Source organism: Actinoallomurus sp. NPDC052308 (assembly GCF_040679195.1).
Taxonomy (GTDB): Bacteria; Actinomycetota; Actinomycetes; order Streptosporangiales; family Streptosporangiaceae; genus Actinoallomurus; species Actinoallomurus liliacearum.
On the sequence record NZ_JBFAUM010000001.1, the window covers coordinates 97,330 to 124,186 of the forward strand.

Sequence of the window (26,857 nt, forward strand, 5' to 3'; positions counted from 1 at the left end):
CGTCTGACGCGGGGGCGGCCGCGCCGGACCCCGCGGGGTCCGTCGCAGGCCTCTTACTGTGATCCGCAGGATGAAGGTCTAGGCGGCTCGTACGAGGAGCCCTCGGTGGTCGGGGACGCTGCGGCCGTCGGGGAGCAGCTCGCCGGTGTCCTCGAAGACGATGACACCGTTGCAGAGGAGTCCCCAGCCCTGTTCGGCGTGGTAGGCGACGAGGCGTGCAGCGTCGTGGTCGGGGGCATCCGCCGGTGGGCACGGCGGACGGTGCTGACACATCGCGGGTTCATCCCCTCTCACTGGTGGTACTAGTCGTTCTCATTCACCAGCATGCCTCGTGTACGGCGCCACCGAATTGGGGAAAATACCTGGTCGACTACCTGAACCGCGTAGGTAGGCGTACGTAGGTCCGGGGCGGTGGACGCGGTCAGGGATGGATCAGGTGGTACGCGGCGTACTCGATGCGTTCGCGGGCCTGTAGCAGCAGCGCCGAGATCTCGCGTTCGCGGACGTCGTCGAGGCGGATCGCGGGGATCGACACGCTGATCGCGTCGCGCGCGGGCCGCTGGAGTCGCAGGGCGACGCCGAAGCAGCAGACGCCCGGGGTGTTCTCCTCGCGGTCGACGGCGTGGCCGCGTTCGCGGATCCGGCGGAGCTCGACGCGGAGATCGTCGCGATCGGTGATCGTGCGCTCGGTCTGACGCTCGAGGTCCGCGGGGAAGACCGGATCGGGGTGGTCGGCCAGCAGCGCCTTGCCGAGTGAGGTGCTGTGCGTCGGCACGCGCCGGCCGACCCGGATGACGGGCCGCAGGTTGTGCCGGGACGGCCGGGAGGAGAGGTACACGACGTCGTGGTCGTCGAGGCGGCCGAAGTGCACGGTCTCGCCGGTGACCTCCGCGAGCCAGTCGAGCGTCTCGTGGGCCATGCCGACGACGGGGTCGCCGTCGATGTAGGACGCGCCGACGAGCAGGGCCCGCATGCCGATGCGGTAGAGCGTCCCCGTGGGGTCGGTCTCGACCCAGCCGAGCTGGACGAGGGTCCGCAGCAGGGCGTACAGGCTGCTTTTGGGATAGCCGAGCTCCTGCTGGATCTGGGTCAGGCTGTACATGCCGCCCTGGCGGGCGAAGAAGTCGAGCAGCGCGACGGTCCGCGTCGCGGACTTTACGCCCGGCGCGATCCTCTCAGATGCGTCCATACGGTCTCTCCCGAGCACCTGGCCTGCGCTCTCGCGCGGCCCGGCGACCACGCCGGAACCAGGGGACAGCTTAGTCCCGTTCGGGTCTTGTTCATATATGCGAACACTGGCTATGGTTGTGGACACTTTTACCGGTCGATGCATCCTCGGAGGATTCCCCTATGGCGAAGATCGTCCTTAGCCATGTGGTCAAGGCCTACACGAACGAAGTGAAGGCGGTGGACGACCTCAACCTGGAGATCCAGGACGGGGAGTTCATGGTGCTCGTCGGCCCGTCCGGCTGCGGTAAGTCGACCGCCCTCCGGATGATCGCCGGCCTGGAGGACATCAGCGACGGAGAGATCTCGATCGGTGACCGGGTGGTCAACAACCTGGCCCCCAAGGACCGCGACATCGCGATGGTCTTCCAGAACTACGCGCTCTACCCGCACATGACGGTCGAGCAGAACCTCGCGTTCGGCCTGCAGCTGCGCGGCACGCCGAAGCCGGAGATCAAGAAGCGGGTCAACGAGGCCGCCAAGATGCTCGGCCTCGACCAGTTCCTCAAGCGCAAGCCGGCCGCCCTGTCCGGTGGTCAGCGGCAGCGTGTCGCGATGGGCCGGGCGATCGTCCGTGAGCCGCAGGCGTTCCTGATGGACGAGCCGCTGTCCAACCTGGACGCCAAGCTTCGCGTGTCCATGCGCGCCTCCCTCAACCAGCTGCACGACCGCCTCGGCGTCACCACGGTGTACGTCACGCACGACCAGATCGAGGCCATGACCCTCGGCGACCGCGTCTGCGTGCTGCGCGAGGGCAAGCTGCAGCAGGTCGACACCCCGCAGAACCTCTTCGACCACCCGGTCAACCTGTTCGTCGCCGGGTTCATGGGCTCCCCGGCCATGAACTTCGTCACCGCCGAGCTCGTCCGCGACGACGGCCCGGCCGTGGCCTTCGCCGGCTACAAGCTGCCCGTGCCGGAGTCGGTCCTGGAGTCCCGCACGGGCCTGGACGACTACTTCGGCCGCGAGGTCATCCTCGGCATCCGGCCGTCCGACTTCGAGGAGTCCGGTCACAGCAGCAACGAGTGGCCGACGATCCGGGTGCACGCGGACGTCACCGAGGAGCTCGGCAGCGAGATCAACGTGATCTTCACGATCGACGCGCCGCCGGTCGAGCACAAGGACACCGCCGACCTCGCCAACGACGCCGACGAGGACGACGCGGCGATCCCGCTCGCCGACAACAAGGCGCTGTGGACCGCCCGCGTCAACGCCCGCTCGCACGTGCGGCCCGGCCAGGACATCGACCTGTCGGTCGACACCAGCCGCCTGCACTTCTTCGACGCCGGCACCGGCCTGGCCATCGGCCACCCGGAGACGGCCACCGTCGCCGCCACGGCCTGACGGCCGCCGCGAGGAGAGTCGCCGGGGATCTCCACGCCGCGGGCGTGGAGATCCCCGTGTTCGTCTGACGGCGGGATCAGCGGGACCGCCGGTGCGGGGCCGGGCCGGCGCGCCGGAGCGCACGGACGGCCACGACCGGAAGCGCCGCGGTGAGCAACAGCAGGGCTCCGACCTGGCCGTACACGGTCGGGCCGGCGTACGGGAGGGAGTTCGAGGCCCCGGCCGAGCACACCCGCACGACGAGGACCAGCACCGCGTACAGCGCGATGGCCAGTGAACGGTGCGCCCCGTCGGGGCCGGCTGACGAGCGACAGCGGATCAGGTACACCGCGCCGGCGTCGAGCGCGACCCAGCAGTACACGCCGTCCGGGTCCGGGAGCAGGCTCGGGATCAGCCAGGAGGCCGCGAAGAGGGCGGCCGCGCCGACCGGGAGCGCGGCGAGCCCGCCCACGGGGCGTACGGGGGGCGCGTCCCGGTGGAGCGCCACCACGATCGCCAGCGCGGGCACCAGTACGGGGCCGAGGACGACGGCGACGGTGCTCCACGGCCACTCGAACGGCACGGTCAGCCGGATCAGGAGCGGAAGAGCGGCGGGGACCGCGAGGAGGCGTGCCGTACGGTGCCGCCCGCGCACCACGGCGACGTAGACGGGTATCCAGAGCAGGTCCAGCAGATTCCAGGCCACCCGCCCGGCGATGTCGATCCGCCCCGACCCGGCGTAGGCCGTCCGCAGCACGTCACGTGCGTCGTCGGATCCGAAGAAGACGACGGTGAGCAGGCCGAGCGCCCCGGCACCGGCCAGGATCGCCTGCGCGAGAACGCCGAGGGCGGCGAACAACCGGACCGTCTGCCCGACGGCGAACAGGCGCGGCGGCGCGCCGAGGCCGCCGAACCAGACCCGCGTCGCGAGGGCCACCACACTGGCCGTCTCGGCCAGGTCAGGCCGGCCCAGTTCCTCTTCCTCCGTGTGACCGACGCTTTCGGCGAAGACCGCGACCATCTCCTCCTCCCGCGCTGCCCGGTAGGAGGGCGGGAGGATCCGCAACAGGGTGCGGTACCTCTGAACGATCAGGGGTTCGTCCCGGCCGGCGGTGTCCGTCATGCCCCGCCCTCCGAGAGACGGTTCCGGCGGGCGCGCAGCCGCGACGTCGCGGCACGTACGTGCACCGACAGACGGTCGGCCTCGGCGGCGAGGGTGGCCGCCCCGGGATCGCTCAGCCGGTAGTACCGCCGCAACCGGCCCTGGTGGACCTCTTCGTGGTCGAGTTCGACCAGCCCGTCGGCCGTCAGGCGGTCCAGCACCCCGTAGAGGGTGCCGATCCGCAACCGCATCCGCCCGTCCGACAGCCGCTCCACCTCGCCGACGATGCCGTAGCCGTGCCGGGGCTCGTCGACCAGGGCCGTCAGCACGAGGAAGGCCTGTTCGGTCAGCGCTCGTTCCGTCATGTGTCACAGGATATATCGGTTGCCAAGATATCCTCCAACGTGCGACCAACCTGCGGCGTGATCCCGGCGGTGGTTCGCCGACCGGCGTCTCCGCTCGGCCCGTCAGGCGGACTCGCGGACGACGAGCTCGGGGGACAGGACGACCTGCCGGTGGTCGTGGTGCTCCGGGTCGCCGGTCTCCGCGAGCGCCAGCTCGGTCGCGGTACGGCCGAGGTCGACGCGCGGCTGGCGCACGGTCGTCAGCGGCATGACGGCCGTGGCGGCCAGGTCGATGTCGTCGTAGCCGACCACGCTGATCTCCGCGGGCACCTTCACGCCGGCCCGTACGAGTTCGTTGACCAGTCCGATCGCGAGCAGGTCGTTGCCGCAGAAGACACCGGTCGGCAGGGGATCGAGGCCGAGCAGCCGCACCGCCGCCGCCTGGCCGGCCGCGGCGGTCATCTCCGCCTGCTCGAACGTCGTCACGTCGTGCCGGGTCAGCCCGGCGTCCAGCGCCGCCCGTACGGCGCCGTGGTGACGCTCCCGGACCGGCCGGGCGGACAGCGGGCCGGTCACGATCGCGAGCCGGCGGTGCCGCCGGGTCAGGAGGTGGCGGGCGGCCAGCGCGCCGCCCGCGCGGTGATCCGCCGCCACGGAGCAGGCCCGGACGCCGATCCGGTCGAGCAGCACGACGGCGAGGCCGCGGCCGTGGAGTTCGGCGACGCGCTCCTCGCCGAGGTCGAGCGGGCTGATCAGCACCCCCGAGACGTTCTGCTCCTCCAGGAAGTCGAGACAGCGCTGCTCTTTCTCGCGGGAGCCGTCGCTCGTACACCACAGCGCGTCGAACCCGTCGGCGTTCATCGCCGCCTCGGCGGCCCGGCCGACCTCCGTGAAATGCGGGTTGGCCATGCTCGGGAGGACCACACCGAGGACGTGACCGCGGCCCTGCCGGAGCTGCCGCGCGGTCTCGTTCCGAACGAAGCCGAGTTCGCCGATGGACGCCTGGACGCGTTCACGGGTCGCTTCGGCCACCAGATTTGGCCGATTTAGGACATTCGAAACTGTGCCCACCGAGACTCCCGCATGGATCGCCACATCTCGGATGCTGATGCGCGTCAACGCTTCCACCTTCCCGGTGAGTGCGATTTTCGCAGGTCGACGAGGGTGAACAACTGTGGCCGATGTGTTATGTAGCGGAATGAATACATGGCTGTACGCGGCGTAACATGCCAACCCTTGACGGTGTGAAGACGGCCGCTTAGCGTTCCGGAGCGGAGCGCAGCTTGAAACGATTCACGATCTTGCCGGATCGCTGCGCGAAAGGATGGGGGCGAGGGCGCACACATGACCTCATCCGGACACGCCGAAGTCAGTCCCGGCAGCGTCGCCGGGACGTTTCCTCGCTCACCCGAGGCGACGTTCCCGCTCAACTCTCCAACGTATGAATCGTTACCTGGAGTTCCCGCGTCGCGCATCCCCATGCGAACGGGCGGCCAACTCCGGTCAAGTGCGCTCCGGCCTACCCGTGCCCATGCGGCGATCGCCGCATCCCCGCAGCCATCACCCGGGACGAGGGAGGACGGAGTGGAACAGGCCACACTCACCCGCCGTGGCACCGACGATCCGCGTCTGAGCGAGGATGAGCTCCGCTTGCTCGCGCAGATCGCCACGGGCGTCACAGCAGATGTGGCGGCGCGAAAACTCGAACTCAGCGCGCGCACCTTGCGGAGGAGGCTGCGATCGATCTGTGACCGACTCGACGTGAACACCCCCATCGAGGCCGTCGTCTGGGCGGCACGGCGGCAGCTGATCTGACCAGTGGGCCCTACCGACTAGGGTCCCCTGATTGTGGATATAGCGACCCGCCGTGCCCGCGTCACCGACGTCCGGGCGATCCGGCGGCTCATCGACCTGTATTCCGGGCCGGGCCGCCTGCTGGAGAAGACGACCGTCACCCTCTTCGAGGACGTCCAGGAGTTCTGGGTCGCGGAGGACCGGGCGAGCGGCGAGGTCGTTGGCTGTGGCGCGCTGCACGTCATGTGGGAGGATCTGGCCGAGGTTCGTTCGGTGGCCGTCGATCCGTCCCGGCGTGGGCATGGCGTGGGGCACCGGATCGTCGCGCGGCTGCTCGACACCGCGCGCGAGCTCGGGGTGCGCCGCGTGTTCTGCCTGACCTTCGAGGTGGAGTTCTTCGCCCGCCACGGGTTCGAGCCGCTCAAGGGCACGCCGGTCTCGCCGGAGGTGTACGAGGAGCTGCTGCGCAGCTACGACGACGGCGTGGCCGAGTTCCTCGACCTCGAGCGGGTCAAGCCGAACACCCTGGGCAACACGCGGATGCTGCTGCACCTGGAAGGTGGTCAATGAGCGAGCCTTACCCGTCGCACGGCCGGTCGGCGGGGTACCCGGAGCATCGCGGGGCGTACGGCGACGACAGGTCCTACGGGGACCCTGGCAGGTACGAGGACCACGGCGCCTACGGGGACGACGGCGCGTACGGGAGCCAGGGCGCGTACGGCGGCCAGAGCACCTACGGGGACAGCGGAGCCTACGGGAGCCAGGGCGCGTACGGGAACGACGGCGTGCACGGGGACTCGGAGCCGCCCGCGGAGCTGCTTCTCGCGCCGATCGCGCGGCGGGCCGCCGCCCGCCTGCTCGACGCGGGCCTGCTGGGGGTGGTCGGGTTCGCGCTCATCCTCCCCTTCATGATCGCGGCGGTGGGGCTGAACGAGCCGGGCAGCCACGTGAAGAACGGCGGCGGCATCTGGTCCGGCACGGCGATCTTCGGCTGGATCCTCGTCCTGGGGATCCTGCCGTTCGGGTACGAGGCGGTGCAGCTCGCGCTCTGGGGGCAGACGCTCGGCAAGCGGGTGCTGCGGCTGCGGGTGCTCACCGAGACCGGCGAGCCCCTGACCCCGGGCCGCGCCGCGGCCCGCGCGGCGGTCAACAACGTCGTCTATCTCTTCGGCTGCGGAGTGGGCACGGTGATGGCGTACCTCTGGGCGATCTGGGATCAGCCCCTGCATCAGGCGCTGCACGACCGGCTGGCGGCCACCGTGGTGGTCGACGACCGAGAGTTCGCGGAAGAGTGACCGAGGACGGCGCCGGCGCGGTCGCGGAGCCGTCCCAGCGACTGGTCGCCCGGATCATCGACATCCTCATCGTGGGCGTGCCCATCGGCCTGGGCGCGACCGAGCTGTTCCCCCGGGAGACCGCGCAGCGCGTCGTCGCGCCCATCGCCTTCGCGGTGGTCTTCTTCCTGTACGAGGTGGTGCAGCTGGCGGTCTGGGGCCGCACGGTCGGCAAGCGCCTCACGGGACTGCGGGTCGTCTCGGTGACCGGGCGGCGGCCGACCGTGGTGCAGGCGCTCATCCGGGCGGCGATCTACGCGCTGCCGCCCGCCGCGCGTCCCGTGCCGATCCTGAACGTCCTCGCCGGGATCTTCTGGCTCGTCGAGAACGGCCTGGTGTTCGAGGGGTCGTACCGCCAGGCCCTGCACGACCGCCTGGCCGGCACGCTCGTGATCGACGTCCGGCCGCCGCCGCCGGGTGCGGTGGAACCCGCGCCGGGCCCCGTGGAAGAGGAGCCCGGCGAGCCCGATCTCATCGACGAGCCGGAGTCAGAGCAGTCGTAGCTGCCGATCCTTCGGGCGGCGGCGGGCCGCCTCGGGACGGGTCACCAGCTCGGCCGGGATCGCGCGCAGGAACGGCGAGGGCTCCCTGCGGCGCGTGGACGACAGGAACAGGTGCGTCCGCGCCCGCGTCATGCCGACGAAGAACAGTCGGCGCTCCTCCGCCTCGTCGCTGTCCGGCAGCCGCAGCGGCAGCAGCCCGTCCTCGCAGCCGATGACGAACACGGCCGGGAACTCCAGCCCCTTGGCCGCGTGCAGGGTCAGCAACGCGATCCGGTCCGCGCGGGGATCGTACGCGTCGACCTCGGCACCCAGTGCCAGCTCGCTCAGGAACGCCTCCAGGTCGTCGCCGTGGCGGTCGGCGAGCGGCGTCATCAGTTCGGCCGCCGACCGCAGCACCGCCTCGTCGTGCACCTCGGCGAGCACGCCGGTCGCGGCCCGGAGCCGGTCGCGCAGCGGCCCGCCGTGGTGGCGGAGCTCGTGCGCGAGGTCCCGTACGCCGGGCCGGCCCAGCAGCCGGTCGTGCGAGCGCTTCTGGTACGGCATGCCCGCCCGCGTCAGCGCCTCCATCACCGCCTCGGACTGGGCGTCGGTCCGGTACAGCACGGCGATGTCGGAGAAGTCCAGGTGGTCGGCGTGGTGGCCGTCGGAGCGCCCGGAGTCCATCGAGTGGAAGGACGAACCACCGAGCAACCGGTCGATCGTGCCGACGACGTGGTCGGCCTCGGCCTGCGCGTCGGCGGTCTCGTGCACCTGGATGAGCCGGTCGCCGGAGCGCTGGGGGAGGAGCTTCCGGTCGGGCACGAGGCTGGTGGCGGCGATCGCGCGTACGGCCCCGTCGACGATCGCCGGCGCCGACCGGTAGTTGCGGGTGAGCTGGACCGTCGTCGCACCGGCGAAGTCCTCCTGGAAGCGCAGGAAGAAGCCGACGTCCGCGCCGCGGAAGGAGTAGATGGCCTGGTCCGGGTCGCCGATCGCGGTCAACCCGCCGTTCACCCGGTCCGCTCCGCCGTCCGCCGGGGCGGAGCCGAGGGCGGCCGGGTTCGTTCCGCCGTCCGCGGCCGATTCGCCGTCGGCTCGACCCGGCCCGCCGCCGGGCCGGGTCAGCAGGCGCAGCAGGGCGTACTGCGTCTCGTCGACGTCCTGGTACTCGTCGACGCTGATCCACGGCCAGCGGTCGCGGTAGGTCTGGGCGAGTTCGGCGTCCTCGCCCAGGAGGCGCACGGGCAGGCGGAGGAGATCGGTGAAGTCGGCGAGGCCGCGTTCGCGCAGCCGCTTCTCGAACGAGCTGCGGGACTCGGACTCCTCCCGCCCGGTCCCGCTCTCCGGCCGGTCGAACCCGGCGAGCAGCCGCCGCGCCTCTTTGTCCGAGCCGGTCATCTCCCGCGCCACGTCGAGCCGGTCGGTCTCGTCGGCGATCCGGAATCCGTTGGGAAGCCCGGCGCGGACGTGCTGCTCGCGCAGGATCAGCGCGCCCAGACCGTGGAAGGTCGTCACGGTGAGCCGGTGGGCGCGGCCGGGCAGGAGCGCGTCGAGGCGCTCGCGCATCTCCTCGGCCGCCCGGCGGGTGAAGGTGATCGCCAGGCACCGCTCGGGCGGGACGCCGCGCTCGCCGACGAGGTGGGCGATGCGGTGCGTGAGCGTACGGGTCTTGCCGGTGCCGGGCCCGGCGATGATCAGCAGCGGCCCGCCGGGATGCGCGGCCGCCGCCCGCTGGTCGGGGTCCAGCCCGTCCAGCACCGACCCGTCCGGTTCCTCGGCGGCCTCGACGGCCTCCAGGATGTCCTGCTGACCCTCGATCGGTACTTCGTCGGGGATGACCTTCTCGACCTCTTCAGCGGCCTCTGTGGGCTGTGTGGCGGCGCTCTCGAGCGGGGACGGGCGGTCGTCGGCGCCCGGCACGTGGAACAGGCCGGGTTCGCGGACCGCGGGCGCCGGGTTCCGTACGGCCGTGGCGGGGGCGGCGGAGGGCTCGGGCAGGTCGAACAGGCCCGAGTCGTCGGGTGCGCCCAGTAGGCCGACGGCGCGCTTCCCCTCCCGGCGCAGCTCGCCCGTCTCGAAGAGCCGGATCACGCCGTACTCGCCGTCGTAGCCCGCATCGCGGATCACCTCGCCCCGGCGCAGCCGGGCGATCGCCTCGGCCAGCAGCTCGCCGCCCGCCCGGCGTACGTCGTCGAGCGGCACCTCGTCGAGGATCGCCAGCTCCGGGCCGAGCGTCGCCACCAGCTCGGCGATGTGGCCGAGCACGGACTTGGACCGCGGCCCGACTCCGCGGATCTCGCTGACGATCTCCGGCAGCGGGACGAGGTTGCGGAAGTCCGCCGCTCCCTCGGGCCGCCGTCCCTCGGGGTGGTCGGCGAGTTCGTCGACGCGGTACAGCACGCCGACGGTGAGCGGGCGGCCGCAGGAGGGGCAGCGGCCGTCCTGCGCCTTGGTCTCCTCCGGCTCCAGCCGCACGCCGCACTTGCGGTGCCCGTCGAGGTGGTACTTGCCCTCCTCGGGGAAGAACTCGACGCTGCCGGCGTACCCCTCGCCGGTCTCCAGCGCGGCGCGCAGGGCGTAGTAGTCCAGATCCGTCGAGAAGGCCGACGCCTCCCGGGCCAGCGCGGGCGGGGAGTGCGCGTCCGAGTTGCTGACGAGGCGGTACCGGTCCAGGGAGCCGACGCGCCAGTTCATCAGGGGATCGGAGGACAGGCCGGTCTCGACCGCGAAGATGTGGTCCGCGAGGTCGTCATAGCAGTCGGCGACGGCGTCGAACCCGGACTTCGACCCCAGGGCGGAGAACCACGGCGTCCACACGTGCGCCGGGATGAGGTACGACCCCGGGTCGCTCTGCAGCGTGATCTCCAGGAGGTGGCGGGAGTCGAGGCCGAGGATGGGCCGTCCGTCCGAGGTCAGGTTGCCGATGCGGGACAGCGCGGCGGTGATGCGCTCGGCCGCCTCGAACGTGGGGGCATAAAGAAGGTGATGCACCTTCCGTGTACGTTCACCCTTTTTGTAGATGGTCGAGATCTCGACGGACAGCAGAAAGCGCACCGGAGCCCGGCAGGCGGGCGGTAGTGTACGGGCCACCCGCCGCTCCAGCTCGGGCCGCAGCCGGAACAGGCCCGGTTCGGCGGGAACGAGGTTCTGCTGCAGCTCCTCCATCCACGCCGGATGCGTGAAATCCCCGGTGCCCACGACCGATACGCCTTTGCGTCCGGCCCACCAGGCCAAGTGTTCAAGGTCACAGTCCTTGCTGCAGGCGCGGGAGTACTTCGAATGGATATGAAGGTCCGCGTAGAACATCACGTCGTCGCCGCCGTCTCTCGATCGTCCGACCCAACCGCATTGGATCCTGCCATGCCCCGGGACTTATGATCGCCCGATCGCCGGTGCGGCCGGATTCCCCGGAAGCCCTTGCTCACAGGGGATCGCGGACTCCGAGGCGGTGGTCCGCACGGCGCATTCCCATGCACCGTGGGGCTTAAGGGCTGCTTCGCGGCTGTTATTCGCGATGCCGGAGGTGTCGCTAAAACGGAGAGACGCCCGTTTACTGAACGAGCTGCCGCCGGCGTCGTACGGGCGCTCGAAGCCCCGGACGCTGCGGGAACGCCGATGGCGGGCCCGTACGTTGATCAGTCGGCTCGGGGCCGGACTCGACCAATCCCACGCCACCGTACGGCCCAGATGTTCGCGGACGTCGGGCCCGAAAGGGGGCGGTGCACCTCCCGGCGAGGTGCCGGGGGACAATTTCATGGTGAGGATGCAGGTCCAAGAGCGCAGCGTTCGGGGCAGGCGTCCGTTTAACCCGACCGGAACGGAAGGCGTGGGTTGGATGTGGAAGGACCTGGCGGCGCTGGCGCCGCCTCTCACCGTGGCCGCCGCGTTCTTGGCAGGCGTGTTCTGGGTGGTGCGGCGAGAGATGGGCGGTAAGCGACGGCGCGAACGTACCCCCGAGAAGCGCCGGAGCGGCGAGTAACCCGGAGGATCCGGAGCGATTGCCGGGGATAACGCTGCGTAACGGGCGTGCTAAACTCGGATCTGTGGTTCGAATTGTCATCGGCCACCGTGGCGGTATATCTTTGGCAACCGAATGCAGTTTGCTCCGGTGAAAGGTCAGTCTCCATGGCAGAGCAGATCATTAAGCGCCTCATCGACGACCTCGATGGCGGCGAGGCGGAGGAGACGGTTCCGTTCTCTGTCGACGGTGTCTCCTATGAGATCGATCTCAGCAGCGACAACGCGAAGAAGCTGCGTGATTCTCTGTCGCCGTTCGTGGAGCACGCGCGGAGGGCCGGTGTGGGACGCCGCCGCCGCAGCCGTGCCGCCTCGAGCCGCGAGCGTAGCGCGGACATCCGTGCGTGGGCGAAGGCGCGTGGGATCAAGGTCAACGAGCGTGGCCGCATCCCGGCGACTGTCGTCGAGGAGTACGAGCGCGCGCACTGACCGCGGCACAGAGAAGTCTGACCGGCCCGTTGCCCGAGTTTTGTCGGCGGCGGGCCGTTCGCTTGCGGCGTACGGGGAACATCCAGGGCCCGCGCGGTAGTTGGATGAGGATGAACAGTCCTAGCCCGGGGAATCTTCTCTGGTACGGCGCCGAGGTAGGGACCGCGGGGCGGGCTAGCATGCGGGAGGACAGGGTCGGACATCCCGGCTTCTGCCCGACCGCTCTGTGAGGAGCGACGAGATGTTCGAGAGGTTTACGGACCGCGCGCGGCGGGTTGTCGTCCTGGCTCAGGAAGAGGCCAGGATGCTCAACCACAACTACATCGGCACCGAGCACATCCTCTTGGGCCTCATCCACGAGGGCGAGGGTGTTGCCGCCAAGGCTCTGGAGAGTCTGGGCATCAGCCTCGAGGCCGTCCGCCAGCAGGTCGAAGAGATAATCGGCCAGGGGCAGCAGGCTCCTTCGGGACACATCCCGTTCACTCCGCGGGCGAAGAAGGTCCTTGAGCTGTCGCTGCGTGAGGCGCTGCAGCTCGGCCACAACTACATCGGGACCGAGCACATCCTGCTGGGCCTGATCCGCGAGGGTGAGGGCGTGGCGGCCCAGGTCCTGGTGAAGCTGGGCGCCGATCTGAACCGCGTCCGCCAGCAGGTCATTCAGCTGCTGCACGGTTACCAGGGCAAGGAGCCGGCGTCGTCCGGCGGGCCGTCGGAGGCGGCGCCTTCGACCTCGCTGGTGCTGGACCAGTTCGGCCGCAACCTGACCCAGGCCGCGCGCGAGGGCAAACTCGACCCCGTCATCGGGCGAGAGAAAGAGATCGAGCGGGTCATGCAGGTGCTGTCCCGCCGTACCAAGAACAACCCGGTGCTGATCGGGGAGCCCGGCGTCGGCAAGACCGCCGTCGTGGAGGGCCTGTCCCAGAAGATCGTCAAGGGCGAGGTGCCCGAGACGCTGAAGGACAAGCAGCTCTACACGCTGGACCTCGGCGCCCTGGTCGCCGGTTCCCGCTACCGCGGTGACTTCGAAGAGCGCCTGAAGAAGGTGCTCAAGGAGATCCGCACGCGCGGCGACATCATCCTGTTCATCGACGAGCTGCACACGCTCGTCGGGGCGGGCGCCGCCGAGGGCGCGATCGACGCCGCCAGCATCCTGAAGCCGATGCTGGCCCGCGGTGAGCTGCAGACCATCGGCGCCACGACGCTGGACGAGTACCGCAAGTACCTGGAGAAGGACGCCGCGCTGGAGCGCCGTTTCCAGCCGATCCAGGTGGCCGAGCCCTCGCTCAGCCACACGATCGAGATCCTCAAGGGCCTGCGGGACCGCTACGAGGCGCACCACCGCGTGTCGATCACCGACAGCGCGCTGGTGGCCGCCGCCCAGCTCGCCGACCGCTACATCAGCGACCGGTTCCTGCCCGACAAGGCGATCGACCTCATCGACGAGGCCGGCTCGCGGATGCGGATCCGCCGCATGACCGCGCCGCCGGACCTGCGCGAGTACGACGAGAAGATCGCCGACGTGCGGCGCGAGAAGGAGTCCGCGATCGACGCGCAGGACTTCGAGAAGGCCGCCGCGCTGCGCGACAAGGAGAAGCAGCTTCTCCAGGCGAAGGCGCAGCGGGAGAAGGAGTGGAAGGCCGGCGACATGGACGTCGTCGCCGAGGTCACCGAGGAGCTCATCGCCGAGGTCCTCGCCACGGCCACCGGCATCCCGGTCTTCAAGCTCACCGAGGAGGAGTCCGCGCGGCTGCTCCGCATGGAGGACGAGCTCCACAAGCGGGTCATCGGCCAGAACGACGCCATCAAGGCGCTGTCCCAGTCGATCCGCCGTACCCGCGCCGGCCTGAAGGACCCGAAGCGTCCGGGCGGTTCGTTCATCTTCGCCGGCCCGTCCGGTGTCGGTAAGACGGAGCTGTCCAAGACCCTGGCGGAGTTCCTGTTCGGCGACGAGGACGCGCTGATCCAGCTCGACATGTCCGAGTTCATGGAGAAGCACACGGTCTCGCGGCTGTTCGGCTCCCCGCCCGGTTACGTCGGGTACGAAGAGGGCGGCCAGCTGACCGAGAAGGTCCGCCGCAAGCCGTTCTCCGTCGTCCTGTTCGACGAGATCGAGAAGGCCCACCCGGACATCTTCAACTCGCTGCTGCAGATCCTGGAGGACGGTCGCCTGACCGACGCCCAGGGCCGGGTCGTCGACTTCAAGAACACCGTCGTGATCATGACGACGAACCTCGGCACCCGCGACATCTCCAAGGGCGTCTCCGTCGGCTTCGCCCGGGAGAACGACGAGCAGGGGTCGTACGACCGGATGAAGGCGAAGGTCAACGAGGAGCTCAAGCAGCACTTCCGGCCCGAGTTCCTGAACCGTGTCGACGACACCGTGGTCTTCCACCAGCTCACGCCGAAGGAGATCATCCAGATCGTCGACCTGATGATCGCCAAGGTGGACGAGCGGCTGAAGGACCGCGACATGGGCATCGAGCTTCGCCAGGAGGCCAAGGACCTGCTGGCCGAGCGCGGGTACGACCCGGTGCTGGGTGCCCGTCCGCTGCGCCGCACGATCCAGCGGGAGATCGAGGACAACCTGTCCGAGAAGATCCTGTACAACGAGCTGCGCGCCGGCGAGATCGTCATCGTCGGTGTCGAGGGCACCGGCGAGACCGCCAAGTTCACCTTCACCGGTGAGCCCAAGCCCGCCTCGGTGCCCGACTCCCCGCCGCCCGCGGCCGAGTCGGTCAACCACCCGTAGGACGAGCACGTCAGAGGCCCCGCGTTCCACCCGGAACGCGGGGCTTCGTCGTTGCGTCAAAAGCACGTGCGAGGTGGACCCTTATCCGTACGGTCTCTCGCAACGCCTCCGGACTAACGGCGGCGTTTTACGCAAATCGGGTGATGCGCTCCAACCAGAGTGGGGCGCTACAAAAACGAAAGGAACGACATGTCGACCGTAGGCATGAGCGGTGTGGACCTGAGCAAGTTCGACCTCGTCGTCAAAGCAGGCGAGGAGGTCGAACGCGCCGACGTCACCGGTCTCGTCGCCGTCCTCGACGGCGGGAAGTTGCGGGCCGACACCGTGACCGGTCGCCTCTTCGTGTACCAAGGCGGCCAGGCCACGATCGGTGAGGTCACCACCGACGCCCTCCCCGGCATGATCGGCGGCATTTTGCGAGGCGGCGTCGACGTCATCGGCCGGGCGGCGATCGGCAAGGTTCACGGCGGAGGCCACCTCTGGATCTCCGGTGTCGCCGATGCCACCATCGGCGAGGTGTCCGGTGCTGAGAGCCGCGTCGTCCTCAGCGAGGGCGGCCACGCGACCATCAGTGAGGTGTTCGGCGAGGCGATCGTCATCGTCGAGACCGGCACCAAGGCCGTGATCGGCGAGATCCGCGGCCAGGGCAAGGCCATCGTCAAGGGCCGGGCCGCCATCACCACGGTCTTCGACCAGGGCCGCGTCGAGGTCGGCGGGCGCGTCACCATCGGCTCGGTCATCGACGACGGCAGTGTCGATGTCGAGCTCGGTGGCGAGGCCGGGATCGGCGGGGGTCGCCTCCGCGTGTGCCGGGCCGGCCAGGCGACCGTCGGCAACCTCTTCAACAAGGGCATCGTCACCACGTGGAGTGGCGGGGTCACCATCCTCAAGGCTCACGAGGGCGGAGTCGTCGACGACGGAGACGATGACCTGGTCACCATCGTCGAGGACCTCCGCTAACCGCTTCGGCGCCGACGCGACGGAGTACCAACACACGATCGCTCCCAATCGAGAGGGCCCGCCACCACCGGGCCCTCTCTTCGTCGTGGGTGGACGTGTCGAACGCTCGGTGAAGCTGAGCTGGGGCACCCGAAATAGTGCGGGATGTCGGCTGGTGGCAGGCTGTTGACCGAGCTTTTCGCTCGCCGCGCGGCATTCGAGGGAGAGGGAGACGAATGGAGTACGTGAAACTCGGCACGACCGGCCTGGACGTGTCGCGGATCTGCGTGGGGTGCATGAGCTTCGGCCTGCCCGATCGGGGGAACCACGCCTGGACCCTGGACGAGGAGCAGAGCCGCCCGCTGATCCGTCGCGCCGCCGAGGCCGGGATCAACTTCTTCGACACCGCCAACGTCTACTCGGACGGCACCAGCGAGGAGATCGTCGGCCGGGCCCTGGCCGAGTACGCCCGGCGAGACGAGATCGTCCTGGCGACCAAGGTGCACGGGCGGATGCGGCCCGGCCCGAACGGCGGCGGGCTGTCCCGTAAGGCGATCATGACGGAGATCGACAACAGCCTGCGCCGTCTCGGCACCGACTACGTCGACCTCTACCAGATCCACCGCTGGGACCCCTCGACGCCCATCGAGGAGACCATGGAGGCGCTGCACGACGTGGTGAAGGCCGGCAAGGCCCGCTACGTCGGCGCCTCGTCGATGTACGCCTGGCAGTTCGCCAAGGCGCAGTTCACCGCGGAACGGCACGGGTGGACACGCTTCGTGGTCATGCAGAACCACTACAACCTCCTCTACCGAGAGGAGGAGCGCGAGATGATGCCGCTCTGCGCCGACCAGGGCGTCGGCGTCATCCCGTGGAGCCCGCTGGCCCGTGGCCGCCTCACCCGCGCCTGGGACGAGACGACCCACCGCACCGCCACCGACGAGTTCGGCAAGACCCTCTACCAGGAGGGCGATCGGGAGATCGTCGAGGCCGTCACCGAGATCGCCGAGGCCCGTGGCGTGCCGCGCGCCCAGGTGGCGCTCGCCTGGGTGCTGAGCAAGCCGTTCGTCACGGCGCCGATCGTCGGCATGGGGCGCGACCGGCACCTCGACGACGCCTTGGCCGCCCTGGAACTGCGCCTTACCGACGACGAGATCACCCGCCTCGAGAAGCCCTACACCCCCCGCGCGGTCGCCGGCTTCTGATCCTCGGTCATTCCGCGGACGGGTAGACCTCGACCTCTGCGTAGTGCCCTGATGCCTTTTTGAGCTTGGCGTCGCTCGTCACCAGCGGGCAGTCGAGCGCTTCGGCCAGCGCGACATAGCAAGCGTCGTAAGCGGTGAAGTTGTCGCGGAGGGTCCAGATGCGGTCCGCCAGCCCCGTCATGGCATACCGGTATATGACGAGATCTTCGTATTCATGCCATGCGTCGCGTGCTTGATCGGGGTGGAGCTTCTTTCCGCGCACCAACCCCCGAAGCCCGCTGAGGAACTCGACATCAAGGAGATGCGGGGCATGTAGTTGAGCGGCTTCCAGGCGCTTGAGGAGTTCCGGATTGGGATCCCGGGCCTCGAAGGCATGGAGAAGCGCCGATGAGTCGGGGACGACCAGCCTCACTCTTCGCGCCCTTCCTTGATGGCGGTGAGGATGTCGTCGACCGTCGGGCCCTCTTCGCGCGCACGGCGGGCCGCGCGCTTGAAGACCTCCGTCTGCGTGGGGCGATGGGCGATCTCGGTGATCTGGTCGAGGAGGTATTCGGACACGGAGAGCCCCGCCGCCGCCGCACGCGCGCGTACCGTCGAATGCACGTCATCTGGGACGTTGCGGATCTGCAGGTTCTTCGCCATGGTTCCAGCGTACATGCGGTTGGCGTGTCGCACATGCATTCCGCATGAACCGCCGTACCGTCACGCCGGAAGTCCGTCGATGCCCGTCGGCTACGACATGGATCGGCCGTGCGAGCCATCGGTCCAACCTTCAGTGCCGAGGCGTCGCTGGTCGGTTCCCGACCTGCGCGGGGACCCGCCGGCCCGTGGCATGGGGCGCGACCGGCACCTCGACGACGCCTTGGCCGCCCTGGAACTGCGCCTTACCGACGACGAGATCACCCGCCTCGAGAAGCCCTACACCCCGCACGCGGTCGCCGGCTTCTGATCTCCGGTCATCCCGCGGCCGGGTAGACCTCCACCTCCGCGTATGGGGCGCCGTGCCGGCGCGGCGGACCCGCAGGACGGCGCCTCCGGAGCAGCTGGTGCTCCGGAGGCGCGGACGGACTACTTGCCGGCCTGGCTCTCGGCCTCGTGCTTGAGGTTGTTGACCCAGTTGTGGAGGGAGTTGTCCAGGGCGGCTTGCAGGGCGGCCTGGTTGGCGGTGACGGGGTCGCCGGTCCAGGACTCCTCGGTGTGGACGAGGACGCCGTCGGAGGTCGGGGTGAAGGTCCACACGTGGACGGCGGTGATGCCCTGGGCGGGGCCGCCCCAGGCCAGGCGCTTGCCGTAGTCGACCTGCTTGACGGTGGAGGTGATGCTCAGTCCCTCGGTGGTCCAGCGGAAGACGGAGCCGGGGCGCAGGCGTCCGGGGGTGTCCTTGACGACGACGTCGACTTTGGGCTGCCAGGTGGGCCAGTTCTCGACGTCGGTCTGGATCTTCCAGATGGTGTGCAGAGGGGCGTGGATGAGGATGTTCTCCCGGGTGATGACGGGGGCGTCGTGGTCGATCTGCACGTCGCCGGTGTGAGCGGTGGCGCGGGCCGGGGTGGCGGTTGCGGAGGTGGTGGGCTTGTCATCGCTGAAGGCGTAGGCGGTGCCGGTGGCCAGGAGGAGAGCGCTGGTGGTGGCGGCGGCGAACTTCGCCACGGTGAGGATGCGCACGGGTGTCGAACCTTTCATCGCTGGATCGGTGGTGTTGCTTCCCGGGGCCGCGGGACGGCCCGGGAAGGGAGCGGGTCAGTCGCGGGTGTCGTCGGTGTCGGGGATCCAGGAGCCGTGGATGCCGCCGGTGACGCGGCGCGGGAGGTGGACGGTGGCGATGCGGTCGAGGCCGGAGGCGTCCAGGACCAGGAGCTGAGAGGCGTCCTGCTTGAGGTCGGAGATGACGGTGAGCAGGTAGCCGTCGTCCTCGCGGGTGGCGCCGGCGGCGGGAACGAAGACGGCTTCGCTGGGCAGGCGGGCGTCGCCGACCTGGTGGATGCGTCGGGCTCCGGTGGTGCGGTCGTACTTGACGACGCCGTAGCCGCCGAAGCCTTCCTGGTCGGGGAAGGAGACCGCGTACTGGTAGCGGTGCTCGGCGCCGAGGAGGTCCTCGTTGAGGGTCGGGAACTCGACGGCGAGGTCGTCGATGATCTGCTCGTCGACGCTGCCGGCGGTCAGGTCGATGACCCAGCGGCGGGTGTAGGAGCGGGTGTTGGGCTCGGTGCCGCGGCCCGGGGCGCCGACCCACCAGTTCCAGGACAGCTGGAAGCCCTCCTTGTCAACGGTCGGGCCCTCCAGCACGATGCGGCCCTGGGCGTCCTCGTAGGCGTTGGCGGCGTGCAGCATGTTGCCCGGTTCGATGGAGAACCAGCGGATCTGGTCGGTGCCCTGCGGGCCGCGGGGCATCACGCCGATCCGGGCGGGCTGGGCGTCGTTCCAGCCGTAGGGGATGCCGGAGTGCTCGTTGGGGTCGAAGGTGACGGTGCCCTCGACGAAGACCACGTGGTGGCGGGTGATCGCGAAATCGTGCTTGAGGGAGGCGCTGGCGCCGGGGATCTCGGCGCTGTGCGTGATCTGCCCCGTGGCGTCGGCCACGTAATACATCAGGTAGGGCGGGAACGGGGAGGAGCCGAAGAAGTGCAGTTCCCCGGTGACCGGGTCGGTCTTCGGGTGGGCGGTCATCGCGCTGCGCAGCTTGCCGTCGAAGTCGAAGGCGCCGACGGTGTCCAGCTCGGGGGTGAGCTCGAAGGGGAAGTTCGCCTCGCACAGGGCCAGCAGGCGCCCGGCGTGCTCGATGACGTGGGTGCCCGCGGTGCTGGCGGTCAGATCCGGGCCGTGGTCGGTCATGTAGGGGGCGCCGTCCAGGGCCGGGGTGTGCACCCAGCGGTTGCGGTACCACTCGGCGCGGCCGGCGCGCAGGCGGATGCCGTGGACCATGCCGCTGCCCTTGAACCAGTGGGTGGGGGTGACGCCGGGCTTGGGGTTGTGGCTGTTGCGGATCAGGCGGCCGGTCAACTCGGGCGGGAGGGCGCCCTCGACGGTCAGTTCGGTGGCGGTGATCTCGTCGACGGCGGGCGTGTAGTGGCCGGTCAGGTAGGGCTTGCTGGTCATGGCAGGAACCTCTCCGGTGTGTCGGTCGTCGGTGTGTTGAGGCGTAGGGGGTCAGTCGGCCTGCTCGGCGCGGGCCTTCAGGCAGGCGAGCCAGGCGGTCAGGGACTGCTCCAGGGCCTGGCCCAGGTGCTCTCGGGCGGCATCGACGGGGGCGCCGCTCCAGGACTCCTCGGTGCGGACGGTGACCTGGCTGCCGGTCTGCTCGAAGGTCCACACGTGGACGCCGTCGATGCCGTTGGCCGGGCCACCCCAGACCAGGCGCTCGCCGGGGACGATCTCGCGGATCGTCGAGGTGATGTCCAGGCCGTGGGTCTTCCAGTGGAAGGAGTTTCCGGGCAGCAGCGGGCCGTCGAGCTGGGCCTGGTCGACATCGGTGTTCCAGTCGGCCCAGGCGTCGATGTCGGTGTGCAGGGCCCAGACACGCTCCAGCGGGGCGTCGATCACGGCGGTCAGGCGGACGATGACGGGGGCGGTCTCGTCGATGGTGAACATTCCGGTGGTTCCTCTCGGGTGACGTGGCGTCAGGTGTGGTGTGTCGAAGGGGTCGGGTGGTCAGCGGTGGCGTGCCGCGGGCTGCGGGACGGGCCGGCCGGTCGGCGGCGCGACGGGGGCGCGCCGGCGGGACAGTAGGAGCGCGAGGGCGGCGGTGGAGGCCAGGACCGCGGAGCTGATCCCAAAGGCGGTGCGGTAGCCCGCGGTCAGCGCCTCCAGGTGCGGCCGGTGGGTGGCCGCGTGGGTGGTGGCGGTGCCGGCGAGGGTGGCCAGGATGGCCAGGCCGATCGCGCCGCCGGCCTGGCGGGTGGTGTTGACCAGGCCGCCGGCCAGTCCGGCGTCCTGTGCGGGGACGCCTTCGACGGACAGGGCGGTCAGCTGGACGAAGGCGACGCTCAGACCGAGGCCGATCAGGACGCTGGGTCCGAGGATGTCCACCGGGTAGCCGCCGTGGGCGCTGATCCGCGACAGCCACAGCAGTCCGGCGGCCTCGGTCAGCAGCGCACCGGTGACGGTGGCGGTGGCACCGATACGGCGGGAGAGCCGGGGGGCGAGGGCGGAGCCGAGCATGTTGGCGAAGGCGAGCGGGAGTTGGCCGAGCCCCGCGACCAGCGGGCTGGAGCCGAGGACCTGCTGCTGGTAGAGCGGCAGGAAGAAGAACAGGGCGATCCACACCGATCCCAGCAGTGCCATCAGAACGTTGCCGGCGGCGACCCGCCCGGCCCGGAACAGGCGGGGCGGCAGCAGCGGGCTCGGGTGGCGGCGCTCGATCAGGAGGAAGCCGGTCAGCAGCGCGCCCGCGGCGGTGAAGCCCCCCAGGACGGCGGGATCCGTCCAGCCCGCGCGGCGGGCTGTGGTCAGGCTCCACACCAGCACGGTCAGGGCCAAGGTGACGGTGGCGGTGCCGAGGATGTCGAAGCGACCGCTGTCCTGGGCCTGCGCCGTGGGGACGCTCGCGGCCGCGGCGGCCAGGACGAGGACGGCGCCGATCGCGACCGCGTAGAAGATCCACGGCCAGCCCCAGGCCTGGGTGAGCACCCCGCCGAGGAGGACCCCGGCCGCGCCTCCCGCTCCCGACACCGCGCCCCAGATCCCGAGCGCCTTGCCCCGGCCGGGCCCTGGCGGGAACAGGTCCATCACCAGCGCCAGCGCGGCGGGGGCGATCGCCGCCGCTCCCAGGCCCTGCACCGCCCGCGCGGCGATGAGCATCGGGGGCGAACCCGCGAGCCCGGCGGCCGAGGACGACGCCGCGAACAGCGCGAGGCCCGCGAGCAGGACCCGCCTGCGGCCCAGCAGGTCCGCCGCCCGGCCCCCGGCCAGCAGCAAGGCCCCGAAGGCCAGCCCGTAGGCGTTGACCACCCAGGTGGTACCGCCGTCCGACAGTCCGACGCCCGACCGGATCTGCGGCAGGGCCACGTTCACGATCGAGGTGGCCAGCATGACGGTGAACTGCGCCCCGGCCAGCGCCGCGAGAGCGGCTGCGGGGCTGCGGGTGACTCCGGTGGTGCGCACGGGACACTCCTTGTGTGGTTAATCACTCACAACGACGGGTGAAATAAGGCGGGGCTGTGTGCCCCGCCGACGGTCCGGTCGCTTCGCGCGGGCCTCAGTAGTGCCTGATGCCTGCCGACAGCGTCCGGGTCCAAGGGGCATCGACCTCGTCGGCGCCCATGGAGACGATGAGGTGGCACAGCATGCCCAGCGCGAAGAACTCCTGTACCTGCTGCTCGGTGCCACCGGAAGCGCCGCGCACGTACTCCACCAGCCGGGCGTAGCCCTGCCGTACGGCCGCACGCACCGCCGGCTCGGACACCGCCGCCGCCTGCGCGTGCAGCTGGATCAGCATCAGGTCGTTGTCGCTGATCAGTCGGGCGTACGCGTCACCCATGGCTTTCAGGACCACCTCGGAGGAACTGCCCTCGGCCTCGGTCGCGGCCTGCTCCAGGGCGGCCCGCACCTGCACGAAGCAGTACTCGACCACCGCCGTGAACAGCAGTTCCTTGTTCGGGAAGAGGCGGTAGACGTACGCCTGCGAGATGCCCGCCGCCTTGGCCACCTCGGTCGTGGTGGTGCCCCAGTAGCCCCGGGCGGCGAAGGCGCCGATGGCCGTGCGCAGCACCGTCTCGCGGCGCTCCTCGGCGGTGGACAGCTGGCGGGGACGTTCGCTCTTCATGTGAGTACTTAACCACTCACACTTTGGGGTGTCAATCCGTCCTCCGCTTCCGACTCATCGCCGGGCGGCGCGCGCCGCGCCGGCGTCAAGGCGGCCTATCGATGATCTTGTCACCGGATGGCCGGCCCTGGATTAAGATCACCTGCTCCAGGCACCTTACGGAAGGTCGCGTGTGGGAACGAGCGAGGTCAACGGCGGGTCGGCGGCCGCCGCGCAGGGGACGGATCTGCGCACCGACATCGCGCATTCCGCGCGGATCTACGACTACATGCTCGGCGGTAAGGACAATTTCGCGGCGGATCGCGCCGCGGCCGACGAGATCGCCAAGCACCTGCCCACCCTGCCGATCTCGATGCGGGCCAATCGCGACTTCATGCTCCGCATGACCCGGCATCTGGTCGCCGAGTCGGGCATCCGGCAGTTCCTGGACATCGGCACCGGCCTGCCGACCTCACCGAACCTGCATGAGGTCGCCCAGGAGATCGCGCCGGAGACCCGCGTGGTGTACGTCGACAACGACCCGATCGTGCTGGCGCACGCGCGGGCGCTGCTGACCAGTTCCGCCGAGGGCAGGACCGCCTACATCGACGCCGATCTCCGGGACACCAAGGCCATACTGGACTCCGCCGACCTCCGCGACACTCTCGACCTGAGCCGGCCGGTCGCGCTGACCCTCATCGCGATCCTGCAGTTCTTCGTCGACGAGGACGAGGCCCTCGCGATCGTACGGTCCCTGGTGGCGCCGCTGGCGCCGGGCAGCGTGCTGGCCCTGTCGGTGGTGCCCACGGCGGAGGAGGAGAGCCCGCTGGCCGTCGGCGTGCAGGAGTACCGCTCGCAGGGCATCCCGATGAAGATGCGCACCACGGCCGAGACCGAGCGCTTCTTCGAGGGCCTGGACCTGATCGAGCCGGGGGTCGTCAAGGTCACCGAGTGGCACCCCGCCGGGCCGGTCGACCTGGACGACCCGGTTCCCCACATGCTGGGCGGCGTCGCCGTCAAACGCTGACCCTCCTTTCTGAAAGATTCACGGCTTTCGTTGACGCGGTGCGGTGAGGTGTGTGCTATGGGAGCGCTCCCACAACGAAAGGACGCTCCGTGCGCACTGCCCCCGCACTGCTCTCGGTCGCGCTCGCCGCCGCCCTCGGCGGCAGCGTGCTCGCGGCACGGCCGGCCCAGGCCGCCACCGGTCCCGCACTGTCCGTCGACACCACCGCCGCCCGGCACGCGATCAGCCCGTACGTCTACGGGATGAACTTCGCCGACGAGGCCCTCGCCCGTGACCTGCGCCTGCCGGTACGGCGCTGGGGCGGCAACGCGACCTCGCGGTACAACTTCCGCAACGACACCACCAACCGCGCGGCCGACTGGTACTTCGAGAACATCCCCAACGACAACCCCGACCCGTCCACGCTGCCGGACGGCTCGGAGACCGACCGCTTCGTCGATCAGGACCAGGCCACCGGCACGAAGACCATCCTCACCCTGCCGATGATCGGCTGGGTGGCGAAGGACCGGGTGAAGGCCTGCGGTTTCAGTGTGGCCAAGTACGGTCCGCAGCAGCAGACCGACCAGTGGGCCCCGGACTGCGGCAACGGCGTCAAACCGGACGGCACCAAGGTCACCGGCAACGACCCGACCGACACCAGCGTCGAGGTCGGCCCGCAGTACGCGAAGGACTGGATCGCCCACCTCAAGGGCCGCTACGGCGGCGCGGCCGACGGCGGAGTGCGGTTCTACGACCTGGACAACGAGCCGGACATCTGGCACAGCACCCAGCGGGACGTACGCCCCACCGGTCTCGGTTACGACGAGCTCCGCGACCGTACGTACCAGTGGGCGGCGGCGGTGAAGGCCGCCGACCCGGACGCCAAGACGCTGGGACCGGTCGGCTGGGGCCTGAACTCGATCTTCTACTCCGGCCTCGACCAGGACGAGTGCAACCGCACCGGCTGCTGGTCGAACCCGCCGGACAAGGCGGCGCACGGCGGTGAGGACCTCGGGCCGTGGTACCTCGATCAGATGCGCGCGTACGAGCAGGCGCACGGCACCCGCATCCTGGACTACTTCGACATCCACCTGTATCCGCAGCAGTCCGGGGTCTCCGGCAGCGAGCCGGGCGACGCGGCCACCCAGGCGCTGCGCCTGCGGTCCACCCGCCAGCTCTGGGACCCCACGTACGTGGACGAGAGCTGGATCAACCAGCCGGTGCAGATGATCCCCCGGATGCGCGCGCTGGTCGACCAGCACTACCCCGGCACGAAGACCGCGATGACCGAGTACAGCTGGGGCGCCTTCGGCGACATCAACGGGGCACTCGCCGAGGCGGACGTCCTCGGGATCTTCGGCCGTGAGGGCTTGGACATGGCCGACCTGTGGACCGCCCCCACGAGCGACCAGCCGGTCGCCGACGCGTTCCGGATCTACCGGAACTACGACGGCAAGGGCGGGGCGTTCGGCGATACCTCGGTCAAGGCGACCAGCGAGGACCAGGGCAAGCTCGCGATCTACGCCGCCGAGCGGTCCGGCGACAAGGCCCTCACGATGGTCGTCGTAAACAAGACCGGCGACGACCTGACCAGCCCGGTCGCGCTCACCGGAGCCTCCGCCGGCACCGCCCAGGTCTACCGGTACAGCTCCGCCGACTTGACCGGCGTCGTACGGCAGGCCGACCAGCCTGTCACCGCGACGGGCTTCAACGCCACCTTCCCGGCCAACTCCATCACCATGGTGGTGCTGCCGAGCGGCGGCCAGAGCGACACGCAGCCGCCGACCACGCCGGGTGCGCCCGCGGCGGGGACGGTCACGAGCGACAGCGTCGGCCTGAGCTGGACGGCGTCGACCGACGACACCGGGGTGGCCGGCTACGACGTCCTGCGGGTGGCCGGCGGGACGACGACGAAGGTGGGCGACGCCACCGGCACCTCGTACACGGTGACGGGCCTGACCCCGGACACGTCCTACACCTTCGCGGTCCGGGCCCGGGACAAGGCCGGCAACCTCTCACCGGTCTCACCGTCGGTGACCGTACGGACGGCGGCCACGTCTTCGGGGACCTGCAAGGTGGCGTACACGATCTCCAGCAGCTGGCCGGGCGGCTTCACCGCCGGTGTCACCGTCACCAACACCGGAACGACGGCGATCGACGGGTGGAAGCTGGCGTTCGACTTCCCCGACGCCGGTCAGCGGGTCACGCAGGGCTGGTCCGCCACCTGGCAGCAGACCGGTAAGAGCGTGACCGCGACCGGCCTGAGCTGGAACGGCCACCTGAGTCCCGGCGCGTCCACGACCGTCGGGTTCAACGGCGCCTGGACCGGCCAGAACCCGGTGCCGACGGCGTTCACCCTGAACGGGCAGAAGTGCGGTAGCTGACCGAAGTGTCGGAGGCCCGCCACCGCGCGGGCCTCCGGCTCAGGTCGCGCCGTCGCCGGCCTTGGTTCGGGTCTGGCGGGGTGTGAGTCCGCGGCTCAGGTCTCGTCGTCGGCCGCGCGGGCGGCCGGGGCGGCCTCGTCGTCCGTTGCCGGGACCGCCGGCGGGACGGTCCCCGCCCACTCGGCCCAGTCAGCGAGGGCCTGGTAGATCCGGGTCGCCGCCTCCACGGCCACGCGCATGGACCGGGTCTGGTCGCTCGTCCCGAAGTCACCGCGGTCCTTGGCCGCCGCGTATCCGCGCGCGACCTCGGCGATCTCGGCGAAGAACTCCTGCTCGCGGCGCAGGTGCGCCTGGAGATCGTCGGGCTCCATGAGCCAGAAGAAGAACGACCGGAGGACGGACTCGATGCGGAGGGTGTGGTCGACCTTCTCCTCGGTCAGCCAGCGGCGTATCTCGGCCAGCCCGGTCTCGGTGATCCGGTACGCCTTCCGGCCGCGCGGACCGTGGCTGTCCACCTCGATCATTCCGGCGTCGGAGAGCCGGGACAGCTCCGCGTAGATCTTCGGGTGCTGGGCCGGCCACACCGGACCGAGGTGCTCCTCGAAGCGCCGGGCCAGGTCGTAGCCGCTGGCCGGTCCTTCGGCGAGCAGCCCGAGCAGACCATGCCGCAGCGACACTGCCTCACCGTCCTCACTCCAGATTCGGACGACCATCTTGACATGTCCTCCTGGGACGGCTGATGATCGTCATGTCCCAAAGTACATGTCCCAAAGTACATGTGA

The 26,857-nt window shown here is 70.0% G+C and carries 26 protein-coding genes; 12 read left to right on the forward strand and 14 right to left on the reverse strand.

Features of this window, described 5'->3' with window-relative positions; all coding sequences use genetic code 11:
* Positions 1-78 precede the first annotated feature (78 nt).
* Positions 79-273 carry a DUF5999 family protein gene (locus AB0L00_RS00520; protein WP_345351988.1) on the reverse strand — a complete coding sequence of 65 codons (195 nt, stop codon included), beginning with the start codon at positions 271-273 and terminating at the stop codon, positions 79-81.
* Positions 274-421: 148 nt separating this feature from the next.
* Complete coding sequence (locus tag AB0L00_RS00525) at positions 422-1,189, reverse strand: IclR family transcriptional regulator (protein WP_364426437.1); 768 nt, start codon at positions 1,187-1,189, stop codon at positions 422-424.
* 161 nt (positions 1,190-1,350) lie between these two features.
* Here AB0L00_RS00525 and ugpC point away from each other — a divergent pair, with 161 nt between their 5' ends.
* Complete coding sequence (ugpC, locus tag AB0L00_RS00530; protein ID WP_364426439.1) at positions 1,351-2,571, forward strand: sn-glycerol-3-phosphate ABC transporter ATP-binding protein UgpC; 1,221 nt, start codon at positions 1,351-1,353, stop codon at positions 2,569-2,571.
* 76 nt (positions 2,572-2,647) lie between these two features.
* Here ugpC and AB0L00_RS00535 read toward each other — a convergent pair whose 3' ends face one another.
* The 3 genes from AB0L00_RS00535 to AB0L00_RS00545 form a co-directional block, all read right to left on the reverse strand.
* Positions 2,648-3,673, reverse strand: a complete 1,026-nt coding sequence (locus AB0L00_RS00535; RefSeq protein WP_364426442.1) for a hypothetical protein — start codon at positions 3,671-3,673, stop codon at positions 2,648-2,650.
* Entirely contained in the window at positions 3,670-4,017 is a 348-nt protein-coding gene (locus tag AB0L00_RS00540) for a PadR family transcriptional regulator (protein WP_364426445.1), read from the reverse strand. The genes AB0L00_RS00535 and AB0L00_RS00540 overlap by 4 nt, the downstream gene beginning before the upstream one ends.
* Positions 4,018-4,119: 102 nt before the next feature.
* The gene (locus AB0L00_RS00545; RefSeq protein WP_364426448.1) at positions 4,120-5,124 is read right to left on the reverse strand and encodes a LacI family DNA-binding transcriptional regulator; all 1,005 of its coding nucleotides are present in this window, start codon (positions 5,122-5,124) and stop codon (positions 4,120-4,122) included.
* Between the two features lie 456 nt (positions 5,125-5,580).
* Here AB0L00_RS00545 and AB0L00_RS00550 point away from each other — a divergent pair, with 456 nt between their 5' ends.
* The 4 genes from AB0L00_RS00550 to AB0L00_RS00565 are packed head-to-tail and all read left to right on the forward strand — an operon-like array spanning position 5,581 to position 7,627.
* On the forward strand, positions 5,581-5,811 hold the full coding sequence (locus tag AB0L00_RS00550; RefSeq protein ID WP_345352000.1) for a LuxR C-terminal-related transcriptional regulator: 231 nt from the start codon (positions 5,581-5,583) through the stop codon (positions 5,809-5,811).
* Between the two features lie 33 nt (positions 5,812-5,844).
* Positions 5,845-6,360: an amino-acid N-acetyltransferase gene (locus tag AB0L00_RS00555; RefSeq protein ID WP_364426451.1), complete on the forward strand. Its 516-nt coding sequence runs from the start codon at positions 5,845-5,847 to the stop codon at positions 6,358-6,360.
* Complete coding sequence (locus AB0L00_RS00560; protein WP_364426454.1) at positions 6,357-7,085, forward strand: RDD family protein; 729 nt, start codon at positions 6,357-6,359, stop codon at positions 7,083-7,085. Before AB0L00_RS00555 ends, AB0L00_RS00560 begins: the two co-directional genes overlap by 4 nt.
* On the forward strand, positions 7,082-7,627 hold the full coding sequence (locus tag AB0L00_RS00565) for an RDD family protein (protein WP_364426457.1): 546 nt from the start codon (positions 7,082-7,084) through the stop codon (positions 7,625-7,627). The genes AB0L00_RS00560 and AB0L00_RS00565 overlap by 4 nt, the downstream gene beginning before the upstream one ends.
* Here the strand turns inward: AB0L00_RS00565 and AB0L00_RS00570 are convergent.
* Positions 7,613-10,915, reverse strand: coding sequence for a UvrD-helicase domain-containing protein (locus tag AB0L00_RS00570; protein WP_364426459.1), 3,303 nt, complete (start codon positions 10,913-10,915; stop codon positions 7,613-7,615). The two genes, AB0L00_RS00565 and AB0L00_RS00570, sit on opposite strands and share 15 nt — an antisense overlap.
* 816 nt (positions 10,916-11,731) lie before the next feature.
* Here AB0L00_RS00570 and AB0L00_RS00575 point away from each other — a divergent pair.
* The 4 genes from AB0L00_RS00575 to AB0L00_RS00590 all read left to right on the forward strand — a co-directional run bounded on the left by AB0L00_RS00575 (position 11,732) and on the right by AB0L00_RS00590 (position 16,945).
* A complete protein-coding gene (locus AB0L00_RS00575; RefSeq protein ID WP_345429032.1) occupies positions 11,732-12,052 on the forward strand; it encodes an Lsr2 family protein in 321 nt (106 codons plus the stop codon).
* 241 nt (positions 12,053-12,293) lie between these two features.
* On the forward strand, positions 12,294-14,801 hold the full coding sequence (locus tag AB0L00_RS00580; RefSeq protein ID WP_364426462.1) for an ATP-dependent Clp protease ATP-binding subunit: 2,508 nt from the start codon (positions 12,294-12,296) through the stop codon (positions 14,799-14,801).
* 189 nt (positions 14,802-14,990) lie between these two features.
* Positions 14,991-15,761, forward strand: a complete 771-nt coding sequence (locus tag AB0L00_RS00585; RefSeq protein WP_364426465.1) for a hypothetical protein — start codon at positions 14,991-14,993, stop codon at positions 15,759-15,761.
* A gap of 215 nt (positions 15,762-15,976) precedes the next feature.
* On the forward strand, positions 15,977-16,945 hold the full coding sequence (locus AB0L00_RS00590; protein ID WP_364426468.1) for an aldo/keto reductase: 969 nt from the start codon (positions 15,977-15,979) through the stop codon (positions 16,943-16,945).
* Between the two features lie 7 nt (positions 16,946-16,952).
* Here the strand turns inward: AB0L00_RS00590 and AB0L00_RS00595 are convergent, their stop codons facing one another.
* Positions 16,953-17,357, reverse strand: coding sequence for a type II toxin-antitoxin system VapC family toxin (locus tag AB0L00_RS00595; protein WP_364426471.1), 405 nt, complete (start codon positions 17,355-17,357; stop codon positions 16,953-16,955).
* Positions 17,354-17,587, reverse strand: a complete 234-nt coding sequence (locus tag AB0L00_RS00600) for a hypothetical protein (protein WP_364426474.1) — start codon at positions 17,585-17,587, stop codon at positions 17,354-17,356. The genes AB0L00_RS00595 and AB0L00_RS00600 overlap by 4 nt, the downstream gene beginning before the upstream one ends.
* Positions 17,588-17,720: 133 nt before the next feature.
* Here AB0L00_RS00600 and AB0L00_RS00605 point away from each other — a divergent pair, with 133 nt between their 5' ends.
* Positions 17,721-17,894: a hypothetical protein gene (locus AB0L00_RS00605; RefSeq protein ID WP_364426477.1), complete on the forward strand. Its 174-nt coding sequence runs from the start codon at positions 17,721-17,723 to the stop codon at positions 17,892-17,894.
* Between the two features lie 119 nt (positions 17,895-18,013).
* Here the strand turns inward: AB0L00_RS00605 and AB0L00_RS00610 are convergent, their stop codons facing one another.
* From AB0L00_RS00610 to AB0L00_RS00630, 5 genes are all read right to left on the reverse strand, one after another.
* On the reverse strand, positions 18,014-18,610 hold the full coding sequence (locus AB0L00_RS00610; RefSeq protein WP_364426480.1) for an SRPBCC family protein: 597 nt from the start codon (positions 18,608-18,610) through the stop codon (positions 18,014-18,016).
* Between the two features lie 75 nt (positions 18,611-18,685).
* A complete protein-coding gene (locus AB0L00_RS00615; RefSeq protein ID WP_364426482.1) occupies positions 18,686-20,041 on the reverse strand; it encodes a carotenoid oxygenase family protein in 1,356 nt (451 codons plus the stop codon).
* A 51-nt stretch (positions 20,042-20,092) separates the two neighbouring features.
* Entirely contained in the window at positions 20,093-20,533 is a 441-nt protein-coding gene (locus tag AB0L00_RS00620; protein WP_364426485.1) for an SRPBCC family protein, read from the reverse strand.
* 60 nt (positions 20,534-20,593) lie between these two features.
* Positions 20,594-22,045: an MFS transporter gene (locus AB0L00_RS00625; RefSeq protein ID WP_364426488.1), complete on the reverse strand. Its 1,452-nt coding sequence runs from the start codon at positions 22,043-22,045 to the stop codon at positions 20,594-20,596.
* A 94-nt stretch (positions 22,046-22,139) separates the two neighbouring features.
* Positions 22,140-22,706, reverse strand: a complete 567-nt coding sequence (locus AB0L00_RS00630) for a TetR/AcrR family transcriptional regulator (RefSeq protein ID WP_364426491.1) — start codon at positions 22,704-22,706, stop codon at positions 22,140-22,142.
* Between the two features lie 172 nt (positions 22,707-22,878).
* Between AB0L00_RS00630 and AB0L00_RS00635 the strand changes: the two genes are divergently transcribed.
* Together AB0L00_RS00635 and AB0L00_RS00640 are read left to right on the forward strand one after the other, a co-directional pair.
* Positions 22,879-23,712 carry an SAM-dependent methyltransferase gene (locus AB0L00_RS00635; protein ID WP_364426494.1) on the forward strand — a complete coding sequence of 278 codons (834 nt, stop codon included), beginning with the start codon at positions 22,879-22,881 and terminating at the stop codon, positions 23,710-23,712.
* An 89-nt stretch (positions 23,713-23,801) separates the two neighbouring features.
* Entirely contained in the window at positions 23,802-26,075 is a 2,274-nt protein-coding gene (locus AB0L00_RS00640; protein ID WP_364426497.1) for a glycoside hydrolase family 44 protein, read from the forward strand.
* Between the two features lie 95 nt (positions 26,076-26,170).
* Here the strand turns inward: AB0L00_RS00640 and AB0L00_RS00645 are convergent, their stop codons facing one another.
* Complete coding sequence (locus tag AB0L00_RS00645; protein ID WP_364426500.1) at positions 26,171-26,788, reverse strand: PadR family transcriptional regulator; 618 nt, start codon at positions 26,786-26,788, stop codon at positions 26,171-26,173.
* Positions 26,789-26,857 lie beyond the last annotated feature (69 nt).

Excerpts from the sequence above, each read along its gene's own strand:
- AB0L00_RS00520 (WP_345351988.1), bottom strand. The coding sequence starts at position 273 with ATGTGTCAGCACCGTCCGCCGTGCCCACCGGCGGATGCCCCCGACCAC.
- AB0L00_RS00525 (WP_364426437.1), bottom strand. The coding sequence starts at position 1,189 with ATGGACGCATCTGAGAGGATCGCGCCGGGCGTAAAGTCCGCGACGCGG.
- ugpC (WP_364426439.1), top strand. The coding sequence starts at position 1,351 with ATGGCGAAGATCGTCCTTAGCCATGTGGTCAAGGCCTACACGAACGAA.
- AB0L00_RS00535 (WP_364426442.1), bottom strand. The coding sequence starts at position 3,673 with ATGACGGACACCGCCGGCCGGGACGAACCCCTGATCGTTCAGAGGTAC.
- AB0L00_RS00540 (WP_364426445.1), bottom strand. The coding sequence starts at position 4,017 with ATGACGGAACGAGCGCTGACCGAACAGGCCTTCCTCGTGCTGACGGCC.
- AB0L00_RS00560 (WP_364426454.1), top strand. The coding sequence starts at position 6,357 with ATGAGCGAGCCTTACCCGTCGCACGGCCGGTCGGCGGGGTACCCGGAG.
- AB0L00_RS00575 (WP_345429032.1), top strand. The coding sequence starts at position 11,732 with ATGGCAGAGCAGATCATTAAGCGCCTCATCGACGACCTCGATGGCGGC.
- AB0L00_RS00580 (WP_364426462.1), top strand. The coding sequence starts at position 12,294 with ATGTTCGAGAGGTTTACGGACCGCGCGCGGCGGGTTGTCGTCCTGGCT.
- AB0L00_RS00585 (WP_364426465.1), top strand. The coding sequence starts at position 14,991 with ATGTCGACCGTAGGCATGAGCGGTGTGGACCTGAGCAAGTTCGACCTC.
- AB0L00_RS00590 (WP_364426468.1), top strand. The coding sequence starts at position 15,977 with ATGGAGTACGTGAAACTCGGCACGACCGGCCTGGACGTGTCGCGGATC.
- AB0L00_RS00600 (WP_364426474.1), bottom strand. The coding sequence starts at position 17,587 with ATGGCGAAGAACCTGCAGATCCGCAACGTCCCAGATGACGTGCATTCG.
- AB0L00_RS00615 (WP_364426482.1), bottom strand. The coding sequence starts at position 20,041 with ATGACCAGCAAGCCCTACCTGACCGGCCACTACACGCCCGCCGTCGAC.
- AB0L00_RS00620 (WP_364426485.1), bottom strand. The coding sequence starts at position 20,533 with ATGTTCACCATCGACGAGACCGCCCCCGTCATCGTCCGCCTGACCGCC.
- AB0L00_RS00630 (WP_364426491.1), bottom strand. The coding sequence starts at position 22,706 with ATGAAGAGCGAACGTCCCCGCCAGCTGTCCACCGCCGAGGAGCGCCGC.
- AB0L00_RS00645 (WP_364426500.1), bottom strand. The coding sequence starts at position 26,788 with ATGGTCGTCCGAATCTGGAGTGAGGACGGTGAGGCAGTGTCGCTGCGG.